This is a genomic window from Arcobacter thermotolerans (assembly GCF_983172305.1).
In genome coordinates this window covers 150419-172238 of record NZ_CFAFZJ010000004.1, presented here as the reverse complement: position 1 = coordinate 172238, position 21820 = coordinate 150419, and the positions used below count along the sequence as shown (strand labels likewise).

The following is a 21820-nucleotide window of genomic DNA, read 5'->3' as shown; positions in this document are numbered from 1 at the left end:
TTTTTAGAGTTTATTATAAAACTAAACTATTTTATCAAACATAATACAAACCACTTTATAATTTATTATAAACCTCCGAAAATATGCTATATCCATCTACAATTTTTTTATATTGTTCTTTTGCCTCTCTTGGAGCAGCTTCATAATCTTTTGTAAATGTATTTAACATTTTAGAGAAAAAATCATCATCATTTATGCTACTTAACTGCTCTTTTGTCAATTCATAGTTTTTTCCATAAGTTTTTGGATCATATACAAAACTTGCTCTTGTTTCATTTCCATGATAGTAATTTTCAAGGTTAAATTGTAATTCAGAGTTCATAACATGAGAATCTAAAGGGTCTTTGATTCCCATTAAAGTTTCATAAAGAGCTTTATTTAATTCATCATTATTTGATATATTGACTTTATCAAGTTGTTCCAACATAGCTCTAGAAGCTAATCCTTTTGTTCCTTCCTCAATACCTTCACTTCTATGTTTAGCTCTCAACTCCAATGCCCTTTTTTCTATAGCTTCATAATTCTCTTTTGCTTCTTCATAAGGTATATCTTTTAACTCTTTAAAAGTAGTATATTCACTATAATCTTTTTGAGTTTTTTCAATATTTGAACTAGTATTTATACTTTTTGTTTCTTTAGTTTGATTTATACTAGATACTGAATTTACTCTCATAAGCTCTGCAAAACTGCTAAAAGAACTTCCATAATCTTTTTGACTATTACTTTTAGCTTCTAACGTTTGATATGAATTTGTTATTGACCCTATTTCCATTTTTTATTTCCTTATTTATTTTTAAATCTAAGCATACTTAGGTTCATTTATTACTTTATTATAGTTTGTTTCCAAATCACTCACATATTGAGAATATCTTTTATATAAAACTCTTGATTCTGATGAGATGATTGTATCTTCTGAGAGTAATTTATACTCATTCTTTAAGTTTTTTATAAATCCTTCATAATCATTTATTTGCCAATTATTATAATCAGCCATAAGTCTCTCAGGATTCTCAAAATCTTTATATTTCTCTTTTTCTAATGCTTTAAGTTGTTCAATATCTACTTTATTGAAGCTTGTATTGTTATATCCTAACTTTCCACCTAAATCTAAAGAAAATACGAGTTTATATGTATCATTCTCTATAGTTTTTAGTGTATCAAATAGAGCTTTATTAAAATCATTATTATTAGTTATATTAGACATACTAAATGTTTCAATGCCATTTACTAATGCAACTCCACCTACTTGTTGTGATACAGAATTTACTATATTATTTAGTTTATTCATCTGTTCATAAGTTAAATTTTTTATTTCATCATTTGAAATTTTATCATCTTCAAGCACATATCTAAAAAGAGTCTCTTCCTCTTTTGATAAAGAAGAGAAAGCATTATTCTTTTCTAAAATAGAGATTAGATTTTTATTTATTATCTTTATGTTTTTTAAATCTTCTTTTTCAAGATAATTATTAAAAGAGTTTGAACTATCATTTTTATTCGCTACATTTACGTTTTGATTATATCCATAGCTTTGAGTTTGGTTATTCCCTATTTGCATATATTTTCCCTTAATTTAAATATTTATTAAAAACCACTTGATTTTAAATTCAAGCATAATACGGTTCTTTAGTAGCTTTATTAAAATTATCTTGAAAAGTTTTATAAAAATCAACTATTCCTTGATATTGATTTTGTACACTAGTTTCTGAGTTTGAAGATTTTGCTTTTGTTAAATTCTTCTCAAAACTACTTATTGCACTATTTATAAATGCATCAAAATCCACACTTGTAGCTTGATTTTTATTTAATAGATAACTTCCATTTCCAGATCTTCCATCTTTCATAAAAGTTGGACTTATATCTTCTCCTTGTGCAAATCCTTGAAAATTCATTTGGAATTCATATGTTACAAGACCAAGATTTTCTTTTGGAGAACTTTGTAAAGCTTGATAGTATGCTTTATCAATACTACTGTTTCCACTAAAATTCAAAGCTCCTTTTAAAGCTAAAAGTCCAACAGCATGTCTAGGTTTTATGTTTCCATCATCAGCTAATTCTTGGTATCTTTTATCTATAGATTCTTGATTTACTTTTGCCTCTTCAAAAGGTATTTGCATTAAATCATCTGCTGAATATTTACTATAATCAACTTTTTGTGCTTCTTTATAATAAGTCTCTTTTGTTCCTTTTACTTCTTGTGTCTGATATACACTTGTTGCTTTAGCTATTTCCATTTTTTACCCCTTGTATAATAATGTTTTATTTTATTAGTGTTAAAGTTAAATAAAGTTTAAAAGATTATAATTAAACTAATATTAAGAAAAGTTAGTAATAAAGAAGGGGATTCTTATGAATATAAATACTAATATACAATCGTTTAGTTCACAAAGTGGAATAAAAGTAACACAAAATGGAATTTCTAATCAAAGTATAGATAAAAATAAAAATAGTGAAGCTGTAAATATAAATATAGACTCAAAAACACTAGATACTTTAAATCTATTATCATCTTTAGGTGAAGAAACTATTTTAAAAGCTAGATTAAATGGATATGTTAATACTGAAGCAAAACTAGCTAGGGAGAGGCTAGAAGAAGTTTACTCAAAAGCAACAAAAGAGAATAAAAAATTTGCAAATCCAGAGCAACATATTAATGATAAATATTACTCACAAGCTTCTCCATACTATATAGAAGGTTTAAGTAGAATGGAAAGAGAAATTGCATACAACCACGAAATGGATTATTTAAAAAATAATAAGCTAACTAAAATTAATTACATAGACCCAAATCTAAAAGATTTAACTTCAATTCATGGCTATATAGAGGAATTAGAAGAAAAGAAATTTAATAGAGAAGCTGTAAATACTCAATTTCAACAACTTTTAGATAAATACAGTATCTCTATTCCAAAAGATACAAACTTAACTTTTACTATAGACCCTTATGATTACAAAGTAAGTGTTAGCGGAATTGATGATAAAAATCTATCTAGTTTAATAGAAGATGTTTTAAATACAGCAAGTAACTCTAAAGAGTTGTTTTCTCATATTTATAATAGTACTTTGGATAATAATTCTCAAGTAAGCAAAGAAAAATCTGATAAAAAAACACTATTTCATGAAATAAAAAATAGAACTGGATATGACCTAAGAGAGTTGGAAAATGTAGATGGTAAATTTTTAACACAAGATGGTACAGATATTTTAGAATTATATAAAATAGGTGTAATAAATAGTAAAAATATTCCCGAAGAGTATAAAGGAATGGTTTTTGAGCTATATAGTGGAAAATTAACAGAATTAGGAAAAAAAGGCTTTGAAAATATAGAAGATTTAAATTTATCAATAGATTATAAAAATGGAAGTTTTTATGATTTAGGACAAAGTGAAAACTTTGGAACAGGAAAAACAAAATGGATAGATGAACTAAAAGCTTCAAAATCTAAAACATTTGGAGAAGCTTTTAAAGATTATAGAAAAGATATAGTTTATGGTGAAAATAGTCAAGATATTATAAAAGATGCACTAAATCTAAAAGAGTTTAGCTTTAAAGGAATAAAATCTGAAGCAGATAGTTTACTTGAAAAATATGGCTCAAAAGATATGGAACTAATCAAACTTTTACTTATGCAAAAATATCTTATGGGTAAAGATGATAGTGAAGCAGATAAAGAGTTTTATAAACTTTTAAAAGAGTGGGAAGAGAGTAAAACTCAAGAATAGGGATATTTGATTTTATACATAATATATATTATAATACATATTAAAATATATAATTTAAAAAGGATAAGTAATGGTAACTTACACTCAACAAGAATTGGTTGGTATTACAGAACTTGGAAAATCATTAGGTAGTTTTATTGATAAAGTTTCATCAAAAACAGTTGAAAAAATAGCAATTATTAAACATAATAAACCAGAAGCAGTTATATTGAGTATTGAAGAGTATGAAAGAATGAAAGGTTTTCAAGAATACTTAGAGAATTTAGAAATTGCACAAGTTATAAATGAAAGAGTTCTTGATAAAAAAGAACCAATTAAAATGGTCTCTTATGAAGAGATGATGGAAAGATTAAAACAAAAGGGTCTAAATGTATAAATTGGATTTTTTTGAAGAAGTAGAATCTGATTTATTAGCTTTACCACAAGATGTTTTCGAAGAAGCAAATAATTATTTTAAAAAAAGAAGCTTATAAAAGAATAAGCATAAACAAATCTAAATAAAAAATTAAGAAAAAAGGCATTTTATGGAAATTTCAAATAATACAAATTCAATTTTAAATTCAAATCTAAATACAAACAGTTCAGTAAGTGAAGAACAAAAAGATAGGTTTGATATTTTTTTAGAAAATCAAGAAAAAGATAAAGCTGAAAAAAAAGAGAGAAGTGAACTTTTAGGTGATTTAGAGTTTGTTTCTAAAACTGGATTTACAAAAGAAGAGTTAGCCAGAATTAAAGAGCTTTTAGAAGAGCTACAAAAACAAAGAGCCGAATCAGGACAAGCACCTCTTAGCCCTGAAGAGTATATTCAAGCTTTAAAACAAGATTTACAAACTGCTATTTATGAAGTTACAGGTAAAAAAGTAGATTTAGATAATGAAACTATTCAAAATATAATGAATTTACAAAAAAGTGGTGGTAATGAAACTTTTGTAAAACCTACAACAGACGAAGAGCTAAGACTTGTAGATGAATTTAAAAAAGCATCTAAATAAGATACTTATAAATATATGAGATTAGATTTATACTTAAGCAAAAACTTTGATATTCAAAGTAGAAATAAAGCACTTGAACTAATTCTTTCAAATAAAGTAAGAGTTGATGGCAAAATTGTATCAAAAGCCTCATTTTTAGTTGATGAAAAGATGAAAATTGAACTACTTGAAGAGGATTTTTATGTAAGTAGAGCTGCATACAAACTAAAATATTTTTTAGACGAGCTAAAAAATAAAAATGAGATTAACTTAAAAGATAAAATAGCTCTTGATATTGGAAGTAGCACAGGTGGTTTTACACAAATTTTATTAGAATTTGATATTCAAAAAGTAGTTTGTGTCGATGTTGGAACTAATCAACTTCATGCAAGAGTTAAAGAAGATAAGAGAATAGAGTTTTTTGAAAACTGCGATATTAGAGATTTTAAAAGTGATATTAGCTTTGATATTGTAACTTGTGATGTCTCTTTTATCTCTATTTTAAAGATTATTGACTCAATAAACTCTTTAGATTTTAAAAATATAATTATACTTTTTAAACCACAATTTGAAGTAGGATCTGGTGTAAAAAGAGATAAAAAAGGTGTAGTAAAAGATAAAAATGCTATTTTAAAAGCTAAAGAAAACTTCTTAAGCAAAGCATTTTCTTTGAATTGGAAATTAAATTATAACAGCATTAGTAAGCTTGTAGGAAAAGATGGAAATGAAGAAGAGTTCTTCTATTTTAGTAAAAAATAATATAGACAAAAACAGTATAGATTCAATTGCAATTGGTGGATTTGATGGTATGCATATTGCTCATCAAGAGTTATTTAAAAACTTAAATCCTAACGGTGCAATTATAAGTATAGAAACAGGTTATGCTTCAATTACTCCAAAAAATTATAGACAAGAGTACACAAAATACCCTATTTTTTATTATGATTTAGAAGATATAAAAGCTCTTGATGGAGCTGATTTTATAGAGATGTTAAAAAATGATTTTAAAAACTTGAAAAAAATAGTTGTTGGTTTTGATTTTTGTTTTGGTAAAAATAGAGCATATAAAACGCAAGATTTGAAAAAGATTTTTGATGGAGAGGTAGTTGTAATACCTGAAATAAAACTAAATAATTTTCCAGTTCATTCACGATATATAAGAGAATTTTTACTAAATGGAGATATAGAAAAAGCAAATAGCTTTTTAGGAAAAGAGTATAAAATTTTTGGGAAACATATAGTTGGTCAAGGGCTTGGTAAAAAAGAGTTTGTAGCAACTATAAATCTAAATGTAAATGAGTTTTTATTACCACAAAGTGGAGTTTATATCACAAAAACTATTGTAAATGATATTGAATACAACTCTGTTAGTTTCTTAGGACATAGAGGCTCAACAGATGGTAAATTTGCTGTTGAAACTCATATTTTAAATCAAGAAAATATAGAGATAAAAGATGAAAATGTGCAAATAAAATTTATAAGACGCATAAGAGAAAATAGAAAATTTGATAATTTTTTAGAACTAAAAAATCAAATTCTTAAAGATATAGATATTGCTAAAAAATATTTTTATTAATTTTTAGATAGAATATTAGAATGATTGATAAAGTATTTAATAAAACAATTTCAAAACAGTTTGAGTTTGATGAAGAGGTAGCTAGCGTATTTGACGATATGTTAGAGCGTTCAGTTCCTTTTTATAAGCAGATGCAAAAACTATCAATATCTTTTGCCAACAATTTTTTAAAAGAAAATAGCAAAGTATATGATTTAGGTTGTTCAACTGCTTCAACTTTGATTGAACTTAGTAAAGCAACTCCTTATAAATTAAATTTAGTAGGAATAGATAATTCAGAAGCGATGCTTGAAAGAGCTAGTAAAAAAGCAAAAGCATTTGGTGTTGATATTGAGCTTTTAAACAGTGATATTTTTGATGTTGAATTAAAAAATGCAAATCTTGTTCTTGCAAACTACACTTTACAGTTTATAAGACCAATAAATAGAGAAAAACTTGTTAAAAAAATATATGATAGCCTAGAAGATGGTGGAATTTTTATCTTTAGTGAAAAATTAGTTTCACAAGATAGTTTTTTGAATAAGCAGTTTATAGATGAGTATTATAGCTTTAAGAAGACTCAAGGTTATAGTGAGTTTGAAATCTCTCAAAAAAGAGAGGCTTTGGAGAATGTGCTTATTCCTTATACTGAAGATGAAAATAAAAAGATGATAAAAGATGCTGGATTTAAACATTGTGAAACTCTTTTTAAATGGGTAAACTTTGCAACTTTTATAGCAATTAAATAGTAAAAGGCTTTATTCTTAAAGCCCTTTAGAGTTTGCTTCTTTTAAAAGAAGTTAAATAATAACAGTTCCCTTTCAAATTAGGGAACTAATTTGAAAGGAGAATATATGTTAAAAGTAGGCGACAAAGCACCAGCATTTTGTGCTTTTAATCAAGATGATACAGAGATTTGTCTAAGAGATATTGTTGGAAATTGGATAGTTTTATACTTTTATCCAAAAGATATGACACCTGGATGTACTACACAAGCTTGTGATTTTACTGCAAACTTATATAAGTTTGACAATCTAAAAACAACAGTTATTGGTGTAAGCCCAGATGATAGTGCAAAACATAGAAAATTTATAGAAAAGTATGATTTAGCAATTACTTTATTAGCTGATGAAGATAAAAAAATGGCTCAAGATTATGGTGTTTGGCAATTAAAAAAGTTTATGGGAAAAGAGTTTATGGGAGTTATTAGAACTACTTTTATAATAAATCCAAAAGGAGAGATAGCATATATTTGGGATAAAGTAAGTGTGAGAAAAACAAAGAGTGTAAAAGGAGAAAAAATCGAAATTTTACATGTGGATGAAGTTAGAGAAAAATTAGAAGAATTACAATCAAAATATTAGGAAAAAAGATGAAAAAAATGTTTACAAAGTTAGCTTTTATTGGTGCTATTTTATTTGCTACAAATAGTTTAGCAGTTGAAACTGTTTGTTATAAAAATGGTTTAGATACACCATCTCAAATAGAAACTGCAAAGCTTGAAGGTGGAATTTGTGGTGGTAAAACTACTGTTGGTGAAATGTTAAAAAATGGTTGGCAAATTTTAGATATAAATGTAACAACTGAAAATGGAAAGTTAAGTTACTCATACTACTTTTATCAAAATGCAAAACAAGGTTTAAGTAGTGGAACTTATGCATCAAAATTGGATTATGGGAAAAAAGAGTTCTCTATTTCACCTATGGCATTTAAAATTGATAATTTAGAAAACAATAAAACAACAATACCAAAAGGAAATCTACTTGTAGGTCAAAGTGGAATTGTTGTTCATATTTATGACAACGATAGAAGACTAATAGTTTCAAATGCAAAAGTAGTAAGCTCAAATGAAAAAAGTTCTGTTATTGAGTATTTTCCTTTTGATGATTTAAAACAAGATGCGATTCCTAATACAAATAGAGTAGTTGAAAAAGGTGATATTTTACTTTTAAACTATATGTATGACCAATCTTTACTTATAGCTCCTGATTTTAATAACTATAAAGCAGTAAAAGATGATTTTGCACAAAATAATTTTATACATCCAGACTTATTTGCAGCATCTTTAAAATTTCAAAATCAACCACTTCCTAGAATTGAAGATTTCCAAAAGTTTGCAATTGAGCAAAATTTAGGAACTATTTTTATTGTATTAAATAGAAAGATATTTATCTATGATGCAAAAACATTTACTCTACTAGATAGTTATAGTTTACAAATTGGTTCTTCTAAAAAACAGTTACCATTCTTTACAAGAGTTGAAGAGATAAAAGGACCACTAATTGATCTTAAAAATATTCCTATAGTATCAGATGTATTAGGTTTAAATGAAGATGGTATAGATGATTCAAGTTATGACAACTACTATAAGCAACTTTTGGGAGTTAAATAGTGATTGATAAAAAACATTTAGAGTACATAACTTCTATTGTAGGAGATGAGAATATCAAAACTGATAAAGCTCATCTAATAGCTTTTTGCTACGATGCTACAAGAAGCCGTTTTGAGCCAGATGCAGTTGTTTTTCCACGACATGAACAAGATGTAAGTGATATTTTAAAATATTGTAATGAACACAAAATTGTAATTGTACCAAGAGGTGCTGGAAGTGGATTTACAGGTGGAGCATTACCTTCAAATGGTGGAATTATTCTATCACTTGAAAGACATATGAATAAGATACTTGAAATTGATATGCAAAATATGGTTGGAGTTGTTCAACCAGGAGTTATAAATATGCAGTTTCAAAAAACAGTTGAAGAAGTTGGTTTATTTTATCCTCCAGATCCTGCAAGTGAAGAGTACTCAACTTTGGGTGGAAATGTAAGTGAAAATGCAGGTGGAATGAGAGCTGCTAAATATGGTATTACAAAAGATTATGTAATGGCTTTAAGAGCAGTTCTTCCAAATGGTGATATTATCGTAGCTGGTAAAAAAACTATCAAAGATGTTGCTGGTTATAATGTTGCTGGTATTTTAATAGCTAGCGAAGGAACTTTGGCAGTAATTACAGAGATTACTTTAAAACTTATTCCAAAACCAAAATTCAAAAAAACTTACATGGGAGTTTTTCCAAATGTAAATAGTGCTATGACAGCTGTTTTTAAATCGCTTGCAAGTGGTGCAAATCCTGTTGCAATGGAGTTTTTAGACTCACTTGTAATAAAAGCTTTAAAACAAAAATTTCCTCAAGTTTCATTACCAGAAAATGCTGGTGGAATTTTAATAGGTGATGTAGATGCAAGTAGTGAAGCTGAAATTGAAGATCAATTAAATATTTTAAAAGAGTCATTTAAAGAGAATGGCTCAATTGATTTTATAGTTGCTCAAAATGAAGAAGAAGGTAAAAAACTATGGTTTGCAAGACGAAATGCAAGTCCAGCAACTATGGTTTATGGAACTAAAAAATTAAATGAAGATATAAGTGTTCCAAGAAGTAAGCTTCCAGAGGCTTTAGATGAGATTTATAAAATTGGTGAAAAATATGGTTTCCAAGTACCTTGTTTTGGACATGCTGGAGATGGAAATATTCACGTAAATGTTATGGTAAAAGATAAAACAAATGAAAAAGAGATGGCTGATGGTCATAAAGCTATTGAAGAGATTTTCCAACTAGTTGTAGATATGGGTGGAACTTTAAGTGGTGAACACGGTATTGGTATATCAAAAGCACCATTTATGAATATTGCTTTTACAGAGGCTGAAATGAACCTATTTAGAAATATCAAAAAAGCTTTTGATCCAAACAATATTTTAAATCCATTTAAAATGGGATTATAAATTGGAAAATAGTAAAAATACTATTTCCAAAAAGCTATTTGTAGCAGTTGAAACATTTTTTAATGATGACACAAGCTACTATGCTGCAAGTCTTAGTTTCTTTACTATATTTTCAATACTACCAATAATTGCTCTTGGAATTGCTATTATTTCACAATTTCAAGAGTTTAACTCATATCTTGATATGTTTACAAATTTTTTACTAAATTTTCTAAACCCTACACACTCTGATGAAATTGTAAATACTCTAAAAAATTTTATATCAAACTCTGATAAATTAGGATTTGTAGGAATATTTTATATGCTTTTTGTATATATTATGTTTTTCAAAGATTATGACTATATTGTAAATAAAATACATCAAACAACAAGAAGAGAAATATATAAATCATTTTTTATATACACAATCTTTTTTATAGTTTTTCCTGCTATTTTTATTGTTTTAAATTTACTTCTTAGTTTTTATGATAATAATTTGTTTAAGAAAATTCTATTATTCTTATTTACTTGGCTTATCTTTTTTGCTCTATTTAAAGTGAGTGTAAACAAAATTATCTCTACAAAAGCAGCTTTTATAGCATCATTTCTGACTTTAACAACTTTGAGTATTACAAAAAATCTTTTTATATATTATGTTGTTTACAACAAAACATATACAACAATTTATGGCTCACTTTCAACTTTACTTTTCTCTATTTTATGGATTTATATTTCATGGATAATATATCTTTATGGTATAAAAATTTGTCATAAATTAAATATGAAATATCTAAATCAAGTCATATAAATCATCTCTGATTCTAAGAGGAATTTCTGAAAAACTCTTATCTTGATTTTGTATAAGATTGTAACAGTTTGAACAAAGAAGTATAAGATTTTCAACATTATACCCTCCATTTTCATCACTTTCTTGAGCTAAAATTATAGAACTTTTTTGTATCTTATCCATAACATTACCGCATCTATTGCAAGTACCTTGTTCTCTAAAAAAAACTAACTCTTTTCTTCTTAAAAAATCTTGTGGTATCTTTTTATTTGGTTGAGAGTTTATTCCATAACCACTCCAAATAAGATCCTTTTTTACACTTTTTTGGGTTCTCTTTTCCCATTTGAAATCTGCAAATTGTCTTATAACTTCATAAATAAGCATAGCTTTTTGAACTTTTAAATTATCTTCTTCTTCATTATTTTCATATAAAGATAAATCAAAAGTAATATTTGGATACTCTCTTTTTAAATAACTATTAACCAAATCTAAAAAGAGCTGAAATTTATTAAATTTCAACTCTTTTTTTTCTTCTTCTTTAGATTCAAATAGTTTTTTAATATTATGAAGCATAAATTACTTTTCTTTACACCTTTGAATATTTGCACCAATTTTCAAAAATTTTCCTTCTAAATCTTCATATCCTCTATCAAGATGATAAATTCTATGAATATTTGTCTCACCTTGAGCAACAAGTGCTGCAAGAACTAAAGCAGAAGATGCTCTTAAATCTGTTGCCATAACATCTGTTCCGCTTAAATTTCCTTTTTCTCCAATAATTGTTGCTATATTTCCATTTAATTGAATATCAGCACCCATTCTTAAAAGTTCACTAACATGCATAAATCTATTTTCAAAAAGTCTCTCATCTATTGTGCTAGTCCCTTCAGCTTGAGTTGCAAGTGCCATAAACTGAGCTTGCATATCTGTTGGAAATCCTGGGTATTCTGTTGTTATAATATTTACTGGTAAAATTTTTGATGTTGGAAAAATTGTAAGTTCATCTTCTTTTATACCTATCTCAAAATTCATCTCTTCTAACTTTGAAATAACAGCTTCAAGATGAGCTGGAACAATATTTTTTATAGTTAATTTTTGATTTGTAATAGCAGCAGCACACATATAAGTTCCAGCTTCTATTCTATCTGGAATTACGCTAAAAGGTTTAATATCAAGTAGTTCTCCACCTGTTCCTTCAATTATAATTTTAGAAGTTCCAATTCCTTCTATTTTTACTCCAGCACTTGCTATTACTTCACATAATTGAACAATTTCTGGCTCTTTTGCTGCATTTATTATAGTTGTAACTCCTGAAGCTAAAGCAGCTGCCATAACTGTATTTTCAGTTCCACCAACTGTAACTTTATCAAAAACTATTTTTGCACCTTTTAATCCATTTGGTGCAGTTGCTTTTATATAACCTTGGCAAATTTCAATCTTTGCTCCCATAGCTTCCATAGCTTTTAAATGCAAATCAACAGGTCTTTGTCCTATTGCACAACCTCCTGGAAGAGAAACCTCACAATGTCCAAATCTAGCCAATAGTGGACCTAAAACCAAAATAGAAGCTCTCATAGTTTTTACTATATCGTAAGTTGCAGTTGTATTTGAAATAGTGCTTGTATCTATAACTGCCCTATTTTTATCTTGAGTAAAACTACCACCTAGCATTTTTATTAACTTTAAAAAAGTATTTATATCAGCCACATTTGGAAGATTGCTTATGATAGTTTCATTTTTTGCTAAAATTGTAGCTGCTATTAGAGGAAGTGCAGCATTTTTTGCTCCAGAAATATATATTTCTCCACTTAGTTTTTGATTTCCTATGATTTTTAAATAATCCATAAATTTCCTAAATAATGTTTAAAATGGTTAAGATTTTATCGAAATATTGCTTTAACCCAAATTTTGCAATACTTTTGCTTTTAAAAGGATTTTGGATTGGAAGAAAATGTAAATAAAGCTATAAAATATATGATTATTGCCTCGTTTTTATTTGCTTTAATGGGAGTTGCTGCAAAAGAACTTAGTGATAAATTAAGCACTATTGAAATAGTATTTTTTAGAAATGTTTTTGGAGTATTTTTTATACTATTTTCTATATATAAAAGTCCGCTAAAACAGCTAGGTGGAAAATTTTGGTTACTTATTTTTAGAGGAGTTGCTGGGTTTTTGGCACTACTATTTTTCTTTTATAATATAGCAAATATTCCTTTGGGCGAGGCAATGACTTTTTCAAAAACTTCTACAATATTTACAGCACTTTTGGCATATTTTTTCTTAAAAGAGCAAATTGGAATTAAAGGTTGGATTGGTGTAATTGTAGGCTTTATTGGAATTTTATTTATAGCCGAGTTTGATGGAAGTAGCTTAGAAAAAACAGATTATTTAGGAATTTTATCAGGTGTTGGAGCAGCACTTGCATATACTTCAATACGAGAACTTAGAAGATTTTATGATAGTAGAGCCATAGTTTTATCTTTTATGGCAGTTGGTACAATTTTTCCTTTGATTTTTATGATAATAAGTGAGTTTTACACAAACCCACATCTTGATTTTATGCTAGGAACTTTTGTAATGCCAGAGGCAAGAGATTGGATTTTTATAGCTTTATTAGGAGTTTTTTCTACTTATGCACAAATATATATGACAAAATCATACTCTCTTGCAAAAGCTGGAATTGTAAGCACGGTTTCTTATAGTAATATAGCCTTTTCAATACTTTTGGGGCTTTTTATGGGTGATTCTTTTCCATCTTTTATAGTGCTTTTGGGTATAATTTTGATTGTAATTAGTGGAATAATGGTTAGTAAGAAATAATAAATTAGTTCAAGGCTTCGTTCTCGAAGCCCTTTAGAGTTTTTACTACTTTTAGGAATTTTTTATAAATTCCGTTAAAAAGTAGTTTAATATAGTATGGTTCCTTTTATTTAATTGGGAACCAATTAAATAAAAGGAAAATATATTATGTTGACAGTTATGACAGGACCTTGTGTTTTAGAAGATATGGATACAGTTTTAAAAATAGCAGAAAAATTAAGACCTCTAAGTCTTGATAAAAGAGTTGATTTTTATTTTAAAGCAAGTTTTGACAAAGCAAATAGAACAAGCCTAAGCTCATTTAGAGGTCCAGGACTTGATGAAGGTTTAAAAATTTTTGAAAAAATTAAAAAAGAGTTTGGATATAAAGTTGTTACTGATATTCACGAATCATATCAAGCAGCTCCTGCTGGTGAAGTTATGGATATACTTCAAATACCTGCTTTTTTGTGTCGTCAAACAGATTTGCTTGTAGCTGCTGCTAAAACAAAAGCAAAAATAAATATTAAAAAAGGGCAATTTTTGGCAGCTGATGCTATGAAACACCCTGTTGAAAAAGTATTAAACACAAGAGGAGTAAGCGAAGTTTCTTATGAAAATAGCGAAAAAGCTGGTGTTTGGCTTTGTGAAAGAGGAAACACTTTTGGATATGGTGCTTTGGTTGTAGATATGAGAAATCTTCTACTTTTAAGACAATATGCTCCTGTGATTTTTGATGCAACTCATAGTGTGCAAATTCCAAGCACTGGAGGTACTACTGGTGGAAATAGCTCATTTGTTCCATACATGGCAAGAGCAGCTGCTAGTGTTGGAGTAGATGGATTTTTCTTTGAAACACATATTGACCCAAAAACAGCAAAAAGTGATGGACCAAATATGCTTCATATTGAACAACTTTATAAAACTATGGATGAGATTTTTGCTATTAAAGAGGCTTTAAAAATATAATTTCAAGCTTTAGATTTAATTCTAAAGCTTTATTTTAATCTAATATAAACTCATAATAATTATTTATAGAGAACTTAAATTATAAATTTTAGAGACTATTTTTTCAATGAAAGATTTGTGATGAGAAACAATTATCATAGACTTATCTATTTTGCTTAAAATATCTAAAATTCTATTTTCGCTATCTTCATCTAAAGCATTTGTTGGTTCATCTAAGAGCAAGATTTTTGGCTCTTTTACTAAAATTGAAGCAAGTGCTACAATTTTTTTTTCACCACCACTAAGCTCATAAATAACTCTATTTTCTAAATGTAATATATTAAGATTTTTCAATATCTCTTTACTTTTATCGTATGCTTCTTTTTTTCCAATTCCTAAAGTTTGCAAAGAAAACATTATATCTTCAATCACAGTAATACAAAGAAAAAAACTACTCACATCTTGTGGTAAATATCCTATATCATCTCTATATTTTTCAAAATCTCTTTTGTTTTTTATCAAATTATGAAATATTTCAATTTCACCTGATGAGGGCTCAATTAATCCTGCCATAATTTTAAGAAGTGTTGATTTTCCAACACCATTTGCTCCAACAATCGCAATTTTTTCTTTATGTCCTAAATCAATATTTATATCTTTAAATAATAGTTTCTCTTCTTTTACATAAGAAATATTTTTTAAATTTAGTGAGCAACTCATAAAAAAACCTTTAAGAAAAAAATAAAGAAGATTAAAAATAGTAAAACAATATCATATAAATATATTTTAGAATCATAATTTAAAAATATTTGATTTTTAAAACCTCGAAGCAAAAGAGTCTCTTTTAAACTATTTGATTTTAAAATCATCTTCAAAAATAGTATTCCAAATATATTTCCATATGTTTTATAAGTAAATATATCTGTTTTTGGTTTAAAATTTCTAGCTTTCAAAGATAATTTAATATTCTTTAATTCTAAATTTAGTTCAAAAATAAGTTTTACTGTAAAATATAAAGCCGATATAAATTTTTGTGGAAATCTTAGTATCATAAATCCCTTTACAATATCGAAACCATTTGAAGAAGAGAACAATAAAAGATTAAATAAAATAATCAAATTTATCTTAAAAAATAGATTTATAGCTTGATTAAAATCTGTTTCAAAATATAAAAAAAGTACTAAAAAAACTATAAAAAAGTTTAATAATAGTAGTTTTTTCAAAATTTTTAAAATATATTTGTGATTTAAAAATATCAAAAAAATTACAGGAATAAAAAAGATTATCTCTAAGTTTGAAAAGCTTAAAAGCAAACTAAAAACAATAGCACTTAAAAGAGAAATAGCTGGATTTAAACTCAACTTTTAACTCTTTTTAAAACTACAAAAATTAAAACAATTAAAAGTAAGCCAAAAACTATTTTAAAAATTTCGAAATAGTTTAACTGCTCTTCTAAAACATTTATTTGATTTTTAAGTACTCTATTTTCTTCCAATAATAGCTCTATCTCTTTAGTTATTTTTTCTGTTTGTACTATTTTTTCTTCATTTTTTTGCTCTTGAAGTTTTATTTTTTTACTTACAGTGTGACCACTTCCAGCATCTACAATAACTTTTAAATCATTTAAAGATGTTTTATAGTTGTACTCACCTTTTTCATCTAAAATATCCTCAAAAACTACTTTTTCATTTGATTCTATTTTAAATTTACAATTCATACATGGTTTAGCATTTGCAAAATATGAGTTGATATAAAGATTATTATCTTTTAAGTCTAAAAATAGATTTACTTTATGAGCAAATAAGAATATTGGTAAAACTAAAATTAAAAAAAATCTCATATATTTAATCCCTTTAATAAACTAGGCATTGTTTTTTTAATATATAAAAATAAAAATAGTGTAACTAAACCTTCTAAAATCATAGTAGGTATATTTGCAAAAATAATAGTGTAAGAGAGTTTTTCATACTCATCTTTTGAAATTATAAGATGTAAAAATAAAATAAAAGTAGATATAAAAACTCCACTAAATCCAATTAAAAAAAACTTTACTTTTTCATTTAAAGCTTTAAAAAAATTTAATTTGAAAATAATATATACTAAATATGAAGCTAATCCCATAATCAAAACATTTACTCCAATAGAGCTAACTCCACCAAATCCCAAAAGTAAAGCTTGTAAAATAAGTGCTAAAGATATAGAAAATATTGCAACACTTCCTAAAAATACTCCAATAAATCCTAAAAGCATGAGATGAATTTGTGTTGGTCCAAAAGGTATATGAATAAATGAAGCTACAAAAAAAAGAGCACTAAAAGCAGAAGCTAAAACTATCTTTTCATTATTTAAACTTCTAAAAGAGTAAACAAAAAAAGCAAAAGCTACAATAGTCGAAACTACTGTAACTTCTAAACTTAAAACACCATCACTAATATGCATTTTAGTAAGCTTTTAACCAAAGTAGAGCACCGTTTTCAATAGGGTATTTTTTACCATTTAGCTCTTTTTCTCCCTCTTCAATTAGAGCTGCAAATCCCCACCAACCTTTATGATTCATCACAAAAGAGAAAACACCATTTTTATCAGTTTTTACACTTTGAGTAATATGTGAAGAAGTTGGAGCTTTTAAATCAAACTCATTATAAAGTTCAACTTCTACTTCAACATTTGCTTGTGGTTTTCCATCTTTTAAAACTACACCTTGAAAAATATTTCCAGCATAAAGTCCAAAAGGTTTTGTAAGTGGAACTATCTCATATTTTAAACCAATTGGTTCATCCCATCCATCTTCAACACCAAAAGCACTAACTATTACTTTTGGAACATGGCTTATAAATAAACCTTCTGACTCTTCAAAATAAGGCTCTGGTTGTACAAAAAACTTATAAACTGCTGGTTTATCTATTGAATATGAAGTTTCCCAGGCTTTGTGTTCAAACTTTTTTGTCTCTTTTAAAGGTAAAGAGTTTTTAGTGTTATTTACAAAAATACCTTTTGGTTTCTCCATATTCATACCACTTTGTTCAAAAGGGTGAATAAACATAGCCTCTATTTTGATATTTGCATCTTTTTTATCTTCAATATTATCACTAGTTGGAAGAAGAGTTAAAAAATGTGCATTTGCAAAAAGGGCTGTTAATGCTAAAGCTGAAATTACTTTTTTCATAAAAATTCCTTGTTTTATTTTGTGAAATTATAATTATCTTTTGTTTATGTAAAGTAAAATTTACTATTTCTTATATAAATTTGGAACCATATTATTCAAATTCTAAACTCATAAGATACATATCTTCACCATCTGTTACTTTTAAATCAACACTTTCACATTTTGGACAAGCAAACTCATGTTTTTGTAAAGTTGAACTAGTATTACATTGATTACATAAAATCTCTATTTGTTGAACATTTATTATAAATTGTGCATCATTACAAACTGTTTGTTCTTTAAATGTATCAAATGCTGTTTGAAGAAGTTCTGGTTCAACTCCACTTAAAACTCCAATTTTTACAACTACTTTTGTAACTTTTTTTGCATCATTTGACTTTGCGTGTTCTTCGCAACTCTCTAGTAGTGATTGAACAATTGAATATTCGTGCATAATAGTTTCCTTTTTAAATGTCCCATTCAAAAAGGGACCTTTTCAATATTAAGTCTTCTTTTTTAACACAGAAATAAATTCTGATAAAAAGAAGCAAAAACTCTAAAGAGTGCAACGAGTTGCACTTAGTTTATCAACATATTCTGGGAAGCAATTCACCAGTTGGTGTATCTAAAAATCTTTTTGTTCCCCAAGAAGAATTTAATATAACTTTTTGTGGATATTGAGCAGTTACTTTTCCAATAATACAAGCATTTTTTGCCTCTTCAAATTTATGTAAAACTTCTATTACTTTTGCAGCATCATCTTTTGATATAGCAAGAACAAAAGTTCCTTCATTTGCTAGATTTGTTGCTTCAAAACCAAGCATTTCACAAATTCCTTTTACTTCATCACTAACTGGAATATTCTCTTCTTCTACTTCTATACAAATATTTGATTGTTTTGCCCATTCATTTAATACAGCACTAACTCCTCCTCTTGTGGCATCTCTTAAAGCAGTTATTTTAACGCCACTATCAATAAGTGCTTTTACTTGAGGATATAAAGAGTTACAATCACTTTTTAAATTTGAGTGCATATTTATACCTTCTCGTGCAGTAAATATTGTAGCTCCATGAGCTCCTATGTCACGGCTTACAAGAATCAAGTCATCTTGTGTAATATTGTTTGAACTAATTCCACTATAAAGTATCTCTCCAATACCAGTTGTATTTATAAAGATTTTATCAACAGCACCACGTGGTACTACTTTTGTATCACCACTTACAATAATCGCGTCATTTTTTGCTAACTCTTCTTTCATAGAGTTTACGATGATTTCAAGTTGTTCTACTTCAAAACCCTCTTCTATAATAACTGAACATGTAAGATATTTTGGTTTTGCTCCCATCATTGCTAAATCGTTGCAAGTTCCACAAATGGCAAGTTTTCCTATATTTGCTCCATTAAAAAAAAGAGGACTAACTGTAAAACTATCTGTACTAAAAGCAAGTTTGCCATTTTCTATAACTGCTGCATCTTCACTCTTTTCTAAAATCTCATTTTTAAAAGCATTATAAAATACTTCAGTTATAAGCTCATTGTTTTCAGCTCCACCATTTCCATGTGCTAGTGTTATTATTTTTGTCATTTATTTATCTTCCCTACTTTTGCTATATTTTTTGCTTCCGCCTTGAGATGTCTCAATTGGATATTTAGCTTCATTTTTTGTCATCTTATTTAATACAGCTTCTTCAAGATTTATATCTAGCTTCATACAAATTCTTATAAGATAAATAGCAATATCAGCAAGCTCCTCTTTTGTATGCTCTTTTACATCATCAGGTAAGTTCATAGACTCTTCAAAGTTTAGCCATTGGAAAATCTCATTTAGTTCACCAACTTCGCCATTTAATGCCATAACTAGATTTTTTGGATTGTGAAATTCATCCCAATTTCTATCATCACTAAACTTTTGTATTCTTTGTTTTATTTTTTCTATGTTCATTTTATTCATCTTCCAATAACTTTTTAAACTCTTCTTTGTTCGGTAAAATAGTTAAATATTTACTTGCATATATTTGATTATTATCTTTTGGAAGAGTTAATTCAACTAATGCCTTACTTTTATCTTTGCAAAGAATAATTCCAATAGTTGAATTTTCATCATCTGTTTTTTCAAATCTATCAAAATAATTTACATACATCATCATTTGCCCAATATCTTGATGTTTTAACTCACCTATTTTTAAATCAATAACTACAAATGACTTTAATAATCTATTATAAAAAACTAAATCAACTTTAAAATGTTTTTCATCTATTGTAATTCTTTTTTGGCGTGCAACAAAAGTAAAACCTTTTCCTAGTTCTAGTAAAAAATGTTCTAATTTATCAATAAGTTTTTGTTCTAGTTCGCTTTCACTATATGATGACAATTCAGGAAGCCCCACAAACTCTAAAATATATGGGTCTTTTATTAAATCTTGTGCTGTTTGAATAACTTGACCATTTAAAGATAGCTCTTTTACTTTTTGTTTATCACTACTTAACTTAAGTCTTTCAAATAGTCCACTATCAAACTGTCTTTTAAGCTCTCTTAAACTCCAACTGTTTTCTATTGATTCTATTTCATAAAAATTTCTTTCATCTATATTTTCAATTCTTGTTAAGAAAATATAGTGTGACCAGCTAAGTTTGAATTCGCTAGACACTGTCTGTCTTTTTTTATATATCAAATAAAACTGTCTCATATTCTTTAAATTTTGTTCTGAATAACCTTTTCCAAACTCTTTTATTAATTCACTTGATAAATTTTTTAATAAAGCACTTCCATATTCTGCCCTAGTTTCTCCACCTTGTTCTTCCTCTACGATTCTTTTACCTATTTGATAATAAGTTTGTGTCATAGTAGTATTTATAGTTTGATAAACTCTATTTTTTGCACTATAAAGTAACTCTTTGATTTCTTGGTAAATATTATTGTTTGTTAGCTTCATTTTTAATCTCCATTTTTTATCATTTAATTGGAAAAACAATATTTCATTTTGCTAAAATAAATTATCTTACAACAAATTCCCATATTTATAATAAGCACTACAAGCACCTTCACTACTTACCATACAAGATCCTATTGGATTTGTTGGAGTACATACAGTTCCAAAGATTTTGCAATCAGTTGGTTTTGCAACTCCTTTTAAAATCTCAGGACATTTACAAGCTTTGTTTTCTTTAACTTCGCTAGTTGGTAATATATCTTTATAAACTATTTTTGCATTATATTTATCAAACTCATCTTTTAGTTCATAACCACTATTTTCTACTTCTCCAATTCCTCTAAATTTAAAAGGAACTTTTTTGAAGTATTTATTTATAAGTTCTTGAGCTTTTAGATTTCCATCATAAGATACAACTCTTTTATACTCGATTTCTAAATCACTTCTTTTTTCTTTGAACTGTTTTACTATCATTGAGATACTTTGCATAACATCTACTGGTTCAAATCCACTTACAACAACTGGTTTATTATAACTCAAAGGAAACTCTTCATATATTTTACTTCCACTTATAACGCTAACATGTGATGGTCCTAAAAAAGCATCGATTTTACAATTTTTATCTTCTACTAAAACTCTCATAACTTCAGGAACTGTTATATGATTTATAGAAAATAGAATATTTTTTATATCTTGTTTTATTACTTGCTCCATTAAAGCACAAGTCATTGGAGTAGTTGTTTCAAAACCAATTGCAAAAAAGACTACTATTTTATCTTTGTTCTCATCTGCTATTTTTAAACAATCCATAGGAGAATAGACAAATCTTACATCAGCACCTTCACTTCTTGCTTTTTGTAAACTTCCATTACTTCCTGGAACTTTTATCATATCTCCAAGTGTTACAAGTATCAGATCTTTTTGTAAACTTAACTCATAAGCACTATCTATTCTATCTTTTGGCATAACACAAACAGGACAACCAGGTCCATGAATAAAATTTATTTTTTTATTTATTAGTTGTGGTATTCCATACTTCATAATAGTATGAGTATGCCCTCCACAAACTTCCATGATATTTATAGTTCCATCATAATCTTTTAAATCTTCATCAATGATTTGTTTAAATGCTTTTATGGTTTTAGCATCACGAAAGCCATCATATAAATCTTTTAGTTGTAGTTCTTTTTCCATATTATATT

27 protein-coding genes are annotated in these 21820 nt (G+C 27.2%); 12 read left to right on the top strand and 15 right to left on the bottom strand.

Annotated features, from left to right (window positions below):
• Window positions 1-55: 55 nt before the first annotated feature.
• From AC5LG6_RS05145 to AC5LG6_RS05135, 3 genes are read right to left on the bottom strand one after another with little or no spacing between them, the layout of a single operon-like run.
• Window positions 56-772: a hypothetical protein gene (locus AC5LG6_RS05145; RefSeq protein ID WP_498585869.1), complete on the bottom strand. Its 717-nt coding sequence runs from the start codon at window positions 770-772 to the stop codon at window positions 56-58.
• Window positions 773-799: 27 nt separating this feature from the next.
• Entirely contained in the window at window positions 800-1558 is a 759-nt protein-coding gene (locus tag AC5LG6_RS05140) for a hypothetical protein (RefSeq protein ID WP_434282976.1), read from the bottom strand.
• 49 nt (window positions 1559-1607) lie between these two features.
• Entirely contained in the window at window positions 1608-2234 is a 627-nt protein-coding gene (locus tag AC5LG6_RS05135; protein WP_498585868.1) for a hypothetical protein, read from the bottom strand.
• A 115-nt stretch (window positions 2235-2349) separates the two neighbouring features.
• Between AC5LG6_RS05135 and AC5LG6_RS05130 the strand changes: the two genes are divergently transcribed.
• The 10 genes from AC5LG6_RS05130 to AC5LG6_RS05085 all read left to right on the top strand — a co-directional run bounded on the left by AC5LG6_RS05130 (window position 2350) and on the right by AC5LG6_RS05085 (window position 10816).
• Window positions 2350-3723: a DUF4885 family protein gene (locus AC5LG6_RS05130; RefSeq protein ID WP_498585867.1), complete on the top strand. Its 1374-nt coding sequence runs from the start codon at window positions 2350-2352 to the stop codon at window positions 3721-3723.
• A gap of 70 nt (window positions 3724-3793) precedes the next feature.
• Window positions 3794-4099, top strand: coding sequence for a type II toxin-antitoxin system Phd/YefM family antitoxin (locus AC5LG6_RS05125; RefSeq protein WP_081560276.1), 306 nt, complete (start codon window positions 3794-3796; stop codon window positions 4097-4099).
• Window positions 4100-4247: 148 nt separating this feature from the next.
• Window positions 4248-4715 (top strand): hypothetical protein, encoded by a 468-nt coding sequence (locus AC5LG6_RS05120; protein ID WP_141047417.1) that lies wholly within the window; start codon window positions 4248-4250, stop codon window positions 4713-4715.
• Between the two features lie 15 nt (window positions 4716-4730).
• The gene (gene tlyA, locus AC5LG6_RS05115) at window positions 4731-5453 is read left to right on the top strand and encodes a 23S rRNA (cytidine-2'-O)-methyltransferase TlyA (RefSeq protein ID WP_498585866.1); all 723 of its coding nucleotides are present in this window, start codon (window positions 4731-4733) and stop codon (window positions 5451-5453) included.
• Window positions 5419-6270: a bifunctional riboflavin kinase/FAD synthetase gene (locus AC5LG6_RS05110; protein ID WP_260965239.1), complete on the top strand. Its 852-nt coding sequence runs from the start codon at window positions 5419-5421 to the stop codon at window positions 6268-6270. Before tlyA ends, AC5LG6_RS05110 begins: the two co-directional genes overlap by 35 nt.
• A 20-nt stretch (window positions 6271-6290) precedes the next feature.
• Window positions 6291-6998: a carboxy-S-adenosyl-L-methionine synthase CmoA gene (gene cmoA / locus AC5LG6_RS05105; RefSeq protein WP_498585865.1), complete on the top strand. Its 708-nt coding sequence runs from the start codon at window positions 6291-6293 to the stop codon at window positions 6996-6998.
• A gap of 105 nt (window positions 6999-7103) precedes the next feature.
• Window positions 7104-7613, top strand: a complete 510-nt coding sequence (gene bcp / locus AC5LG6_RS05100) for a thioredoxin-dependent thiol peroxidase (protein WP_498585864.1) — start codon at window positions 7104-7106, stop codon at window positions 7611-7613.
• A gap of 8 nt (window positions 7614-7621) precedes the next feature.
• A complete protein-coding gene (locus AC5LG6_RS05095; protein WP_390838832.1) occupies window positions 7622-8641 on the top strand; it encodes a plasminogen-binding N-terminal domain-containing protein in 1020 nt (339 codons plus the stop codon).
• Window positions 8641-10029 carry an FAD-binding oxidoreductase gene (locus AC5LG6_RS05090; protein ID WP_260943876.1) on the top strand — a complete coding sequence of 463 codons (1389 nt, stop codon included), beginning with the start codon at window positions 8641-8643 and terminating at the stop codon, window positions 10027-10029. The genes AC5LG6_RS05095 and AC5LG6_RS05090 overlap by 1 nt, the downstream gene beginning before the upstream one ends.
• A gap of 1 nt (window position 10030) precedes the next feature.
• Window positions 10031-10816 (top strand): YihY/virulence factor BrkB family protein, encoded by a 786-nt coding sequence (locus AC5LG6_RS05085; RefSeq protein WP_498585863.1) that lies wholly within the window; start codon window positions 10031-10033, stop codon window positions 10814-10816.
• On the opposite strand, the gene AC5LG6_RS05080 is transcribed toward AC5LG6_RS05085, so the two are convergent.
• Window positions 10799-11368, bottom strand: coding sequence for a hypothetical protein (locus tag AC5LG6_RS05080; RefSeq protein ID WP_066218748.1), 570 nt, complete (start codon window positions 11366-11368; stop codon window positions 10799-10801). The two genes, AC5LG6_RS05085 and AC5LG6_RS05080, sit on opposite strands and share 18 nt — an antisense overlap.
• 3 nt (window positions 11369-11371) lie before the next feature.
• Window positions 11372-12640, bottom strand: a complete 1269-nt coding sequence (gene murA / locus AC5LG6_RS05075) for a UDP-N-acetylglucosamine 1-carboxyvinyltransferase (RefSeq protein WP_498585862.1) — start codon at window positions 12638-12640, stop codon at window positions 11372-11374.
• A 96-nt stretch (window positions 12641-12736) separates the two neighbouring features.
• On the opposite strand from murA, the gene AC5LG6_RS05070 reads away from it, so the two are divergent.
• Window positions 12737-13615 carry a DMT family transporter gene (locus AC5LG6_RS05070; RefSeq protein ID WP_498585861.1) on the top strand — a complete coding sequence of 293 codons (879 nt, stop codon included), beginning with the start codon at window positions 12737-12739 and terminating at the stop codon, window positions 13613-13615.
• Window positions 13616-13759: 144 nt separating this feature from the next.
• Window positions 13760-14563 carry a 3-deoxy-8-phosphooctulonate synthase gene (gene kdsA, locus AC5LG6_RS05065; RefSeq protein WP_498585882.1) on the top strand — a complete coding sequence of 268 codons (804 nt, stop codon included), beginning with the start codon at window positions 13760-13762 and terminating at the stop codon, window positions 14561-14563.
• A 63-nt stretch (window positions 14564-14626) separates the two neighbouring features.
• On the opposite strand, the gene AC5LG6_RS05060 is transcribed toward kdsA, so the two are convergent.
• The 10 genes from AC5LG6_RS05060 to hypD form a co-directional block, all read right to left on the bottom strand.
• Window positions 14627-15262, bottom strand: a complete 636-nt coding sequence (locus tag AC5LG6_RS05060; RefSeq protein WP_498585860.1) for an energy-coupling factor ABC transporter ATP-binding protein — start codon at window positions 15260-15262, stop codon at window positions 14627-14629.
• Window positions 15259-15903 (bottom strand): CbiQ family ECF transporter T component, encoded by a 645-nt coding sequence (locus tag AC5LG6_RS05055; RefSeq protein WP_498585859.1) that lies wholly within the window; start codon window positions 15901-15903, stop codon window positions 15259-15261. Before AC5LG6_RS05055 ends, AC5LG6_RS05060 begins: the two co-directional genes overlap by 4 nt.
• Window positions 15900-16382 (bottom strand): DivIVA domain-containing protein, encoded by a 483-nt coding sequence (locus AC5LG6_RS05050; protein ID WP_260960905.1) that lies wholly within the window; start codon window positions 16380-16382, stop codon window positions 15900-15902. The genes AC5LG6_RS05055 and AC5LG6_RS05050 overlap by 4 nt, the downstream gene beginning before the upstream one ends.
• Window positions 16379-16981, bottom strand: a complete 603-nt coding sequence (locus AC5LG6_RS05045; RefSeq protein ID WP_081560841.1) for a CbiM family transporter — start codon at window positions 16979-16981, stop codon at window positions 16379-16381. Before AC5LG6_RS05045 ends, AC5LG6_RS05050 begins: the two co-directional genes overlap by 4 nt.
• Window position 16982: 1 nt before the next feature.
• Window positions 16983-17708: a DUF4198 domain-containing protein gene (locus AC5LG6_RS05040; RefSeq protein ID WP_498585858.1), complete on the bottom strand. Its 726-nt coding sequence runs from the start codon at window positions 17706-17708 to the stop codon at window positions 16983-16985.
• Window positions 17709-17799: 91 nt separating this feature from the next.
• The gene (gene hypA, locus AC5LG6_RS05035; RefSeq protein WP_066219134.1) at window positions 17800-18141 is read right to left on the bottom strand and encodes a hydrogenase/urease nickel incorporation protein HypA; all 342 of its coding nucleotides are present in this window, start codon (window positions 18139-18141) and stop codon (window positions 17800-17802) included.
• Between the two features lie 133 nt (window positions 18142-18274).
• Window positions 18275-19273, bottom strand: coding sequence for a hydrogenase expression/formation protein HypE (gene hypE / locus AC5LG6_RS05030; protein WP_498585857.1), 999 nt, complete (start codon window positions 19271-19273; stop codon window positions 18275-18277).
• Window positions 19274-19630 (bottom strand): nucleotide pyrophosphohydrolase, encoded by a 357-nt coding sequence (locus tag AC5LG6_RS05025; protein ID WP_498585856.1) that lies wholly within the window; start codon window positions 19628-19630, stop codon window positions 19274-19276.
• Window position 19631: 1 nt separating this feature from the next.
• Window positions 19632-20621 (bottom strand): PDDEXK nuclease domain-containing protein, encoded by a 990-nt coding sequence (locus AC5LG6_RS05020; RefSeq protein ID WP_498585855.1) that lies wholly within the window; start codon window positions 20619-20621, stop codon window positions 19632-19634.
• Between the two features lie 66 nt (window positions 20622-20687).
• A complete protein-coding gene (gene hypD / locus AC5LG6_RS05015; RefSeq protein WP_498585854.1) occupies window positions 20688-21812 on the bottom strand; it encodes a hydrogenase formation protein HypD in 1125 nt (374 codons plus the stop codon).
• Window positions 21813-21820 lie beyond the last annotated feature (8 nt).